The organism is Sulfobacillus sp. TH-112, from assembly GCF_057473405.1.
This window is the reverse complement of the sequence record NZ_JBYCKN010000171.1, coordinates 18,009-27,172: the sequence shown is the minus strand read 5'-3', so window position 1 is coordinate 27,172 and position 9,164 is coordinate 18,009. Positions and strand designations below refer to the sequence as shown.

At 53.3% G+C, this 9,164-nt stretch carries 11 protein-coding genes; 5 read left to right on the top strand and 6 right to left on the bottom strand.

Features of this window, described 5'->3' with window-relative positions; genetic code table 11:
• Nucleotides 1-235 precede the first annotated feature (235 nt).
• Nucleotides 236-664, top strand: coding sequence for a peptide-methionine (R)-S-oxide reductase MsrB (gene msrB, locus ACOJWD_RS12320; RefSeq protein WP_486993530.1), 429 nt, complete (start codon nt 236-238; stop codon nt 662-664).
• A 948-nt stretch (nt 665-1,612) separates the two neighbouring features.
• Here msrB and ACOJWD_RS12315 read toward each other — a convergent pair.
• The gene (locus ACOJWD_RS12315) at nt 1,613-2,128 is read right to left on the bottom strand and encodes a methylated-DNA--[protein]-cysteine S-methyltransferase (RefSeq protein ID WP_486993529.1); all 516 of its coding nucleotides are present in this window, start codon (nt 2,126-2,128) and stop codon (nt 1,613-1,615) included.
• Between the two features lie 97 nt (nt 2,129-2,225).
• On the opposite strand from ACOJWD_RS12315, the gene ACOJWD_RS12310 reads away from it, so the two are divergent.
• Entirely contained in the window at nt 2,226-3,290 is a 1,065-nt protein-coding gene (locus tag ACOJWD_RS12310) for an amidase domain-containing protein (protein WP_486993528.1), read from the top strand.
• Here ACOJWD_RS12310 and ACOJWD_RS12305 read toward each other — a convergent pair.
• The gene (locus ACOJWD_RS12305) at nt 3,270-3,938 is read right to left on the bottom strand and encodes a hypothetical protein (RefSeq protein WP_486993527.1); all 669 of its coding nucleotides are present in this window, start codon (nt 3,936-3,938) and stop codon (nt 3,270-3,272) included. The genes ACOJWD_RS12310 and ACOJWD_RS12305 overlap by 21 nt on opposite strands.
• Before the next feature lie 456 nt (nt 3,939-4,394).
• Between ACOJWD_RS12305 and ACOJWD_RS12300 the strand changes: the two genes are divergently transcribed.
• Nucleotides 4,395-5,339: a nucleoside hydrolase gene (locus ACOJWD_RS12300; RefSeq protein WP_486993526.1), complete on the top strand. Its 945-nt coding sequence runs from the start codon at nt 4,395-4,397 to the stop codon at nt 5,337-5,339.
• Between the two features lie 2 nt (nt 5,340-5,341).
• Here ACOJWD_RS12300 and ACOJWD_RS12295 read toward each other — a convergent pair whose 3' ends face one another.
• The 3 genes from ACOJWD_RS12295 to ACOJWD_RS12285 all read right to left on the bottom strand — a co-directional run bounded on the left by ACOJWD_RS12295 (nt 5,342) and on the right by ACOJWD_RS12285 (nt 6,911).
• Nucleotides 5,342-6,085: a TVP38/TMEM64 family protein gene (locus ACOJWD_RS12295; RefSeq protein ID WP_486993525.1), complete on the bottom strand. Its 744-nt coding sequence runs from the start codon at nt 6,083-6,085 to the stop codon at nt 5,342-5,344.
• Nucleotides 6,086-6,220: 135 nt separating this feature from the next.
• Nucleotides 6,221-6,553: a hypothetical protein gene (locus ACOJWD_RS12290; RefSeq protein WP_486993524.1), complete on the bottom strand. Its 333-nt coding sequence runs from the start codon at nt 6,551-6,553 to the stop codon at nt 6,221-6,223.
• A 94-nt stretch (nt 6,554-6,647) separates the two neighbouring features.
• Nucleotides 6,648-6,911, bottom strand: a complete 264-nt coding sequence (locus tag ACOJWD_RS12285; protein ID WP_486993523.1) for a hypothetical protein — start codon at nt 6,909-6,911, stop codon at nt 6,648-6,650.
• A gap of 171 nt (nt 6,912-7,082) precedes the next feature.
• On the opposite strand from ACOJWD_RS12285, the gene trxB reads away from it, so the two are divergent.
• Complete coding sequence (gene trxB, locus ACOJWD_RS12280; protein WP_486993522.1) at nt 7,083-8,012, top strand: thioredoxin-disulfide reductase; 930 nt, start codon at nt 7,083-7,085, stop codon at nt 8,010-8,012.
• 41 nt (nt 8,013-8,053) lie between these two features.
• Nucleotides 8,054-8,860 carry a dienelactone hydrolase family protein gene (locus ACOJWD_RS12275; protein WP_486993521.1) on the top strand — a complete coding sequence of 269 codons (807 nt, stop codon included), beginning with the start codon at nt 8,054-8,056 and terminating at the stop codon, nt 8,858-8,860.
• A gap of 66 nt (nt 8,861-8,926) precedes the next feature.
• Here the strand turns inward: ACOJWD_RS12275 and ACOJWD_RS12270 are convergent, their stop codons facing one another.
• Nucleotides 8,927-9,148, bottom strand: coding sequence for an alpha/beta-type small acid-soluble spore protein (locus tag ACOJWD_RS12270; RefSeq protein WP_486993520.1), 222 nt, complete (start codon nt 9,146-9,148; stop codon nt 8,927-8,929).
• Nucleotides 9,149-9,164 lie beyond the last annotated feature (16 nt).

Below are 9,164 nucleotides of genomic sequence, written 5' to 3'. Positions count from 1 at the left end.
GCTGTTATTAATAGGTCAAATTCCTGTCACAACCTGTCCCTCCGTGAACCTTAGGTATCCTGATTCGGTCCCGAAAAAAACTACAGGGGAAGGATCGTTCGTTGGAACGATCCTTCCCCTGTAGTTTAGATGAGGTACGTTAGGCAGGCAGATTAGTGGAGTTCCCATATCAAAGTCAAGCTGATTACAAGATTGGGTATGATAAGGCATACACTCCCTAGAGAGGACTGGTCTCATGGATAAAAACAGCCGTCTTAAGCAATTGAATCCACTACAGTTTCAAGTGACACAGCAAAACGGAACCGAACGCCCGTTTGATAACGAATACTGGAACAATCAAGCCGAGGGCATTTATGTCGACATTGTGTCTGGTGAGCCACTGTTCTCATCCCGTGATCAATATGACGCCGGATGCGGGTGGCCAAGTTTCACCCGTCCTCTTAACGGCTCCTCGGTCATCGAGCGCACCGACCTATCTCACGGCATGCGGCGCGTAGAAGTCCGTAGTGAGGAGGCGGACTCACACCTCGGTCATGTCTTTAATGACGGCCCTCAAGAGGCGGGAGGGCTCCGCTACTGCATCAACTCTGCCGCACTACGCTTTATTCCTCGCTCCGAATTGGAAAAAGAAGGCTATGGCGACTTTCAATCGCTATTTGACTGACACGTATGACCCCAGCGACAGCTAATGGATACCTAGGAGCAGCGGGCAGTCTATTGCTCCTAGGTACCCGAACAATTTCATTCCTCCCCCACCTTGACGACTCTCTAGTCTGGTCCGTGCGCTATTACTGAACCGATAGCGATCCCCTCCACGCGAATCATTGCGACATCTGGCGTTTGTGCGATACCTTCATCCGTCACCATTGTTAGTCTGAGATGTGGTTAGCTTATTGGTTACCGTCGCCGGATTGATGAAAGGTACCCAAGGACCCGTCGCCTCTTTCAGAGCATAGAGGTAGCGGAACCATAAAACGGTGTGTATCCCCATGTTTCTTCCCTCTTAACAACCGACACATCCCAATCGGCCGTCTCGACATCGGGCACGAACGATTCCAGCGCTTGGAGTACTATTTCCCCTAGGCCCGAAGGATCAGGACGATGCCATCGCATGATAGTTAAGAGCACGGATACATGATGAGTTCGTAGACGGCGACACATCTAACGGCCGACACCATCCTCACTTCTTAGACATCCAATACCTCCTGAAACTCAATTGCCGAATCGAACGTGATTTTATCAATGTTCCCCCCAGAGAAATCACGTGAGCCACCCATTACCACGGTTCACCCATCTGTCGTCCAGTTCCCGTTCGGCGAGATCGGGAGCCTTGGCACTGATTTCTCGTGCTTGGCATCGGGTCACAGTCACTCGCTCATCGAAGGGCTCAATCCCTTCACGGTCGCCTGGGGGTTGATATGTGCATGAATGACACCTATTGGGGAAAGCACAATAAGGCGACAGCATTCCGGCTCGTCAGTGGCGCCATCGGCTGGTTTTTCTTATGAATGCGGAAGGTCATGCGCCAACGAAGTGCCTCCCCTCTCTCGATACTCGCGCCCTCTAGACACCGTGCCAGCCTTCTTGCCATACATGGGAGGAGGGTGAGCATTTATGGAAGGTAAATTTTTTCGAATTCCCGCATGCGCACGGTTAGAGGATCGGTCTGGCCATCGGACGCACGTCCACTCGCTAGGATCACGCGATGGGTGGGAATCAAATAGGTAATGGGAGACTTTTTCATGGCCCGACCCACCGCACGACTCAGCCCTCGATGCCCGCTCACAGCAGCCAAGATGCCGTAGCTCATGGTAGTGCCAAAAGGAATGGCCGTGGCGTGAGAAAGAAAGGTCTGTTCCAGCGCGCTTAGTCCAAACGGCACCGCCTGCCAATCACTAGGTGGTTTTCCTAAAAATCCTGTATCCCACACGGCGCGCAAGCCCCTCGGCAAATCTGTTGGCGTAAGCGGCATCTCATAGAGGCGGGTGGGTGCCGTATCCATTCGTTTTGCTGCCAAAAAACAATCGTGAGCAAAAGCCACCCAAATGGTACCTAGAGGGGATTCGTAGGGAGCACAGCGCAGTTCGGCATCAATCGGCCATTCCCGCCATAAGATCAGTTCGAGCACCTCGTTCCTCTCAGGAATGAAATGGGATCACTTTTGACACCCTAATCACATGAAATGGACACTTGCTCTTTTGGTCCCTGTCATGATGACAGGATGGATGACAGCAGCGCCTCAGGAAGACTCTCCGTCCTCGCGCAATCAACAAGCGCAAGAAGCATTACAACACCTTGTGCAAAGGCAGCAGTCCGACATGATTCAGCATCGTCTGAAGGCTTTAGAATCGCTTTATGCACGACCACAAGCGGACATCGCCCTTAAGACCTCGCAAATCCGATCGGACTATCTCAATGCCTGGGCCCACCTCCGTCAGGTGGTGTGGACAGGAGTGACTGTACGGGTCAGAACCCCCAGCATAGAGTGGAGTTCCCCTAACAGAGTGTCCTTTTATGCGATCGAGCGCGAGGAATACCACTATTATTACCGCTCTCTTCCGCAACATCCCCTGACGTTCGGAATTGCCTCTCGGCATCACTTGAGTCTCATTGATCACCATGGCCAGTATCTTTTCTCCAGCGACGATTTCACCAATCCGGTGCTCCCAAGCTCCGTCGCCGGAGCGGAAGTCCCACAGCAAATCGGCGGCCACCCCAACACCACGTTCCCGAGCGACGGCGCCAAAATGGCGGTCGAATACGCGAATAATTACTGCGGCAACGCCCCCGGATGTCGTAATGAGGGTCATTATAATAGCGATTATCAAAACTATAACGGAAACGGCGGCGACTGCACCAATTTCATTTCCCAAGTACTTTACGCCGGAGGATTTCGCATGACCCCTGGGTGGACTTACGATCAGGAGACCGATGAAGGCAGCGCCGCGTGGGCCAATGCCGGAGACTTAGCTAGATTTCTCAAGACTAGTAGAAGGGCGACGCCATTCGCTCATGGGTCTTATGCACAAGTCACTCATCCCACCCCGATATCTTCTGGAGGAGCGATTGAACAATTGCGACTAGGCGACCTCATTAGCTATCAGGAGCATGGACGGATTGTACACACAGCAGTGATTGCCGGCTATGATCCTAAAGGGGTTCCCCTCACCATTGCCCATACCAATGACCGTTACCACGTGCCCTGGGATTTTGGTTGGAGTAATCACACGACGTTCTACCTGTGGCATGTGCATTACCCCGATAACAAACTAGCTAGAAAAAATCGGTAGCGACGGAGAGGGACTGGATGCGGTGGGCGCACAGGGCGCCTGACCGTAATCTTCCACCCCTCCGAGAATGAGCGGATGACCCGCCTGACCATAGACGGTATACTGCACCAAACTCCCCTTCGCCAGGAGCCCTTTTCGCGAATTCCACACGGTCTGCGGTACAATTTCGGCCACCACGCTCGGCCCTTCATGTATGGCACAGGCCGGATTGTTGCCCGATGCACTGTCCACTGGACGAATAGCGACCCACTTTCCCCGCCGCCCGACAATCCGACCATAAGCGTCATGAAATCCCACGACACCCACGACCATGTCATCCTTGACAACCACACTGACTGGTTGATTGAGGGCCATGTGACCGGGGGAAAACCTCCATCCCCCCCGCCACCACACGGTACGGGCCGAGAGACGAAATGTCTCGATTCCCTGACGTGACCCCAATTCCCGTATCACCAGCTGGGTTTTCGAATGCCCTTCTAACACTCCAGAAATACTATGCCCTCGTATGACACTCTCTAAAATGACTGACCCAATGGACGCAGCACTGGGGTTCGACTCAGCCACACTGGACGGAAAACGCCATGGAGACGGAGTGTTAGGACGCACTATCCCCGGACGGGTATGCCGCTGCGAGGAGACCAAAGACACAGAAGGCCTCGTCAGAGAGGCTTGCCCTCCCCAAAGGCCTGTCGTTACACTTATTAGTGCTCCTATGATCCATAGACCCTTTTGCATCACGGCAACCGCCCCGTTTCGTCTCCTCCATACGAACATCTAACGATATAACGCGGTCTCTTTGTGAAAAGTTACATCCTCGCGCCGGCTCTCGTTCGGCAATTCCCTTTGTGTCGCAATGTCCTCATACGCTGTCGCTGTGCCACTTTCCAAGATCATTGTACCTCATTTAGATCATTCGATTTACCAATGCATACCCATTCTTCAGCCAGTCTTTATCCATTGACAGAGACCACCGCCTCCGCCCATCCTCTTCCCGCAGGGAGCCCTTGTCGGTACATCGGAGTCGTGAGTGTCGGACCTCCCTTGCGTGTGACCAGGACGATTTGTATACTTACTGCAATATGTCACATATTTCTAGGAGGCTCCATGGGATCCAATTCCCGTCCAATCATTCTTGACGTTGATACTGGGATAGACGATGCCTGGGCGATAGCGTACGCCCTCAATTCGCCGACGCTGGACGTTTTGGGTATTACCACAGGATATGGTAATGCCGATGTCGAGACCACCACCCATAACACGCTCCTCATGGTACAACTGTTGGGGCGTGACACGCCGGTCTATCGCGGCGCGGAACGACCACTGGTTCGTCCTTGGGACGGACCGGTCCCCAGTATCCATGGGCAAAACGGGATGGGCGATGTCATTTTACCCGCGTTAACTCGCCATGCCGAGCGACTTGAAGCGGCTCAATTTATCTTGGATGCTGTACAGACCAGTACGAAGAAAGTAACTCTGGTCGCGGTCGCCAGGCTCACCAACGTTGCACGGGTATTGTTATATGATCCCACGATTAAGACGCGCATTGATCGCATCATCCTTATGGGTGGCGCTGCCTTTTGTCCTGGGAACGTATCGGCTGTCGCAGAGGCGAATATCTGGGGAGATCCGGAAGCTGCAGACCTAGTTTTCCAAAGCGGCATCCCCATCACCATGGTAGGACTGGATGTCACCATGAAAACTCGACTCACACGTCGCGACCTCGAGCACCTCGATCCGTCGCTACCGGTGTCGAGCATTCTTAAAGAAGCCACCAATTTCTATATCAATGCCTACCAGCATGGAGATGCCTCGATTGATGAGTGGTGCCCTCTCCACGATCCATTGGCGGTCGCGGTGGCTGAAGAACCGTCACTGATCCACACGCACCCCTATTCCGTACGCGTAGAAACCAAAGGAGAATGGACAGACGGGATGACAGTAGTGGACGCTCGACAGGATAATCCGACCTCGCCTATTGAGGTTGCGATTGCTGTGGATAGCGAGGCCTTTCTTCAGAAATTTCGCCAACGCCTGCACATCGGACTCTAGCATCATCCCTTGATATTAATATCTTTCGTTAAATTAATCCGACGAAGATGGGTGCGGTGAGACCACCAGTAGAGTAGCCAGCCAAGTACAAACAGAATCACCATGAGCGCGACCAGTTCGCCCCAATGGGCATGGACCGCCGTACGGTATAGAAGAGCCATGACAATGTTCGTCACTAAAACTCCGACGGCGGTCGTCCATGCAAACCGAAAAATTGGCACCTGACAGGTGCCAAACAGCATATTTAAGACATCAAAAGGGATAAATGAAATCCATCGCAACAAGATAAGTGCGATCGGGTTCAAGTTCTCTACCGCATCCGCAATCACTTTGACACGAGGCTGATTGGCCCAGCGCTTCAATATAGGTGGTCCGATAATCCGTCCCAACATAAACGAAATCGATGCCGTAACCATAGATCCTGTCCAGACAATAATCACACCCGCGACTGGGCCGTACAGTCCAAATGCCGCTAGGGTAGGAATTTCCATCGGAATCACTAAAAGGACGCTATGTGCAGCCAGTGTCAAAATGATTAATATCGGTCCCCATGGCCCCATGGCGGCCGCAAAATCTCGTAAGGTGCTCGATAGAATACCAAATGCTGCACGGATTCCCACGGTATTGGCGACCACGTCCCAGCCCCACCATACCAACCCGATTAATGCAATTGCTCCTACGATGGCCCAAATCCACTTGTGATCAATAAGCCATCGGACACCGCGCTTCAAGAGTCCGGGGTTCACCCTTAAAACCTCCCCCCACGGCGGCGCCCTCCGCCCTCAATTGGTCAGTTTAGTATAGCATATGCACCCCACCACACTTCTGATGACGAGCAATCAGAAGCCCCGACTCAAGTGAGTCGGGGCTCAATCCACTATCTATTGGGGCACCACGATTTTTGCCACTACCGCAAGGTTGGTCTTATCGACCATGACATGCCATACTGATCGACCACGCGAGACCGTGCACATCCACACCGGCTTTCCTATCCATACACTCCCGGTGATGCCTCGAATCTCGCCTCCTTGAGTGGCCTGCAATGCAGCACTCTCAATGGCTGCCGTTTGTACCATCCCCTGTCGACCATCACGCATCGGCAGAATCACCTGATTGTGCCCCACGTGGAAAAGCCGCAATGCACTGGGGTGCCCCACCATTCCCTGCATACTCAGTACCCCAATCAACACACCAGCCGCTTGCCAACCCGCCATTATGCCCACCTCCTCATGGGAGATAGCTTGAACCCGCGGATAGCATTTTATGAAAGATTTCCCTCCACCAACCGGAATTATGCGATTGACTCGCTCATGGCTTCATCTCGCCGTGACGCAAGATATCTTGCAAACGAGCTCGATACGCCCCCCAAAACGCCAATGCCGTCAAAAGTATGGACACTCCCTGCCCCAACAGAGCGAGCCATGCCGCTACCTTATCTTGAATCCCCAACCACAAGAGAATATAAGCTAGCGCCACCATAATGACGGTCAAGGCGGCAGCAATCCAAAACCACCGGATGCTCCGACGACTCCATGGAGCCGAGTTTGACAAAAACTGCTTTAATCCTTTCAACGCTCATACCGTTCCTTTCTTGTCCCACTGCCGCACTACCCCTAGTGTAGCGAATCCGCCGGCAAAAATCGCGTCTCTCCGTGATTGGGGCTATAATGGATCGTCCAGAGGCTGTTGATCAAAATTGCGTATACTATGAACGCGGGATTATTGTGCAGAGGAGAGAACAGCATGAGCGAACAAGTCATTATTTTAGGTACCGGACCAGCTGGCTATACAGCGGCCATTTATGCCGCGCGTGCCAACCTCAATCCCCTCGTTATCGAAGGTGATGACCCCGGAGGGCAATTGATGTTGACCACGGAAGTGGAAAACTTCCCCGGATTTCCCGAAGGCATCATGGGTCCCGATTTGATGGACGCCATGAAAAAACAAGCCGAACGCTTCGGTGCCCGCTTCGTTTTTTCTCAAGCGTCCGCGGTGGACCTGTCGCAGCGGCCCTTTAGAGTGACGTTGAGTAATGGTGAAGAACATCTTGGTGAGTCACTGATCATTTCGACGGGCGCTACCGCGAAAATGATGAAAATTCCTGGCGAAGCCGAACTGGTCGGCAAAGGCGTGTCTACCTGCGCGACATGCGATGGCTTTTTCTTTAAAGATAAACCCATCATTGTGGTCGGAGGGGGTGATTCTGCCATGGAAGAGGCCACCTTTCTCACGCGGTACGCATCGGAGGTCACCATCGTCCATCGCCGTGATACGCTGCGCGCGTCGAAGGTCATGCAAGACCGCGCGCATAACAATCCCAAAATTCGGTGGGTCATGAGTGCCACCCCAACCGAAGTGGTCGCAGAGAGCGGCCGGTTTAAGGGACTGCGCGTTACTCACAATCTCACCGGTCAGTCGGAATTGCTCACGGCGCAAGGACTCTTTGTCTCGATTGGACACCAACCCAATACCGCATTTCTCCATGGACAGTTGCCAACCGACGAGGTGGGCTATTTGATCGCGACCGGTACGACCTCCGCCACCGCGGTAGAGGGCGTTTTTTCCTGTGGGGATGTCGCCGACCCCCGCTATCGTCAAGCCATTACCGCTGCAGGCAGTGGCTGTAAAGCCGCTATCGATGCGGAGCGATGGTTAGAATCTCAACATGCCTAACATTTTCCAAATCCGGTACAATAGGTTAAGGAGGTGTCACAATGCAGTTAAATCAGTCTTGGATCAAAACTCAGTTCAATGGACAGTCAATGCAGGGATACCTGGTTCGTCCGCAGGCCGCTGGAGATAAAACCCTTCCCACCGTCCTCGTCATTCAAGAAATTTGGGGCGTCGATGAACATATTCAAGACATGGCAGACCGCTTTGCCATGGCGGGCTATCAAGCCATCGCACCGGATCTCTATTCCCTTGGGGCCACGCCCGAGCCATTGACCGCAGAGCGCATTCACGCTGTTAAACAGTTTTTAGACACTATGCCGCCGCAAGGGTGGGGCGACGCGACCATTCGTGATCAACACATTGACCAATTACCATCGGAGCAGGGCAATCAGGTTCGTGAAACCTTAGGGCTATTGTTTGCACCGCGCGATAACCAAAAACTGATCGGTCAACTTAAGGCCTGGGTTGATTACGCCCAATCGCACGGTGCTGGCGTGGTCACGACGGGATATTGCATGGGAGGCCAACTATCCTTCCTCCTCGCTGCCAATGACCCGCGTCCGAAGGCCGCCGTCTGTAACTACGGTACCGCGCCAACGCAAGAGGAAATGCAACAAATTAAAGCCCCCATTTATGGTTTCTATGGCGGCACGGACCACCGCATCACCGATGCGGTGCCTGAGGTAGCCAACACCATGAAGGCCCTCGGCAAGACCTTTCACTACAAGATCTATGAATCCGCTGGCCATGCATTCTTCAATGACTCGCGGGTGTCGTACGATGTCGATGCGGCGCGTAGCGCCTGGGCCCTTACGCTGGACTTCTTCTTAAAAGCGCTCAGTCAATGAACCGATGATGAAAGCCACCCCACGATTTCCGCCGGGGTGGCCTTTTTTCACAATCATGAATAACTTTTACCGGCTACGTCCTGCCAGATTCTGTTCAGCCATCTCAATCATTTTGCGCACCATTTGGCCACCAACCGCGCCACATTGCCGCGACGGCACGTCGCCCCAATACCCATCCTCTATTCCCTGAAGCCCAATTTCTCGCGCCACTTCATACTTGAATTGATCCAGCGCACGCTCCGCCCCGCGCACCAACGCGCGATTGCCACTATGACTTCCTTGTGCCATCTAGTCTTTCACCTCC